This is a genomic window from Oleiphilus sp. HI0066 (genome assembly GCF_001635725.1).
This window is the reverse complement of record NZ_LWFH01000890.1, coordinates 1-278: the sequence shown is the minus strand read 5'-3', so window position 1 is coordinate 278 and position 278 is coordinate 1. Positions and strand designations below refer to the sequence as shown.

The 278-nt window shown below is 46.4% G+C and carries 1 protein-coding gene; it reads right to left on the bottom strand.

Going from position 1 to position 278, the window contains the following annotated elements; all coding sequences use genetic code 11:
* The coding region (locus A3738_RS30955; protein ID WP_197473786.1) for a hypothetical protein at positions 1-278 on the bottom strand (278 nt) is incomplete at both ends.

The window sequence follows — 278 nt, the reverse complement described above, 5'->3', positions numbered from 1 at the left end:
CACAGACGTATCGTTGAAACTCACTGCTAAATCGGCCTCTATATAAGCGCTGTCCTGTGCTCCTGTGTCACTATCAGTGTCAGTTATATGAATCTGCACCGAGAGTACAAAATCATTATCGTCATCCGTGGCAGGTTGCAGGGTCAGTCCAGTCAATTCGGCTTCCGTTAAGTGAACACTTCCATCCAACTGTGCAGAACCAGCAGATAGTGTTGCCCCCTCTGGCAAGCCTGTAATAACGATATGATCGATCTGTTCAGATCCATCCATATCAACTA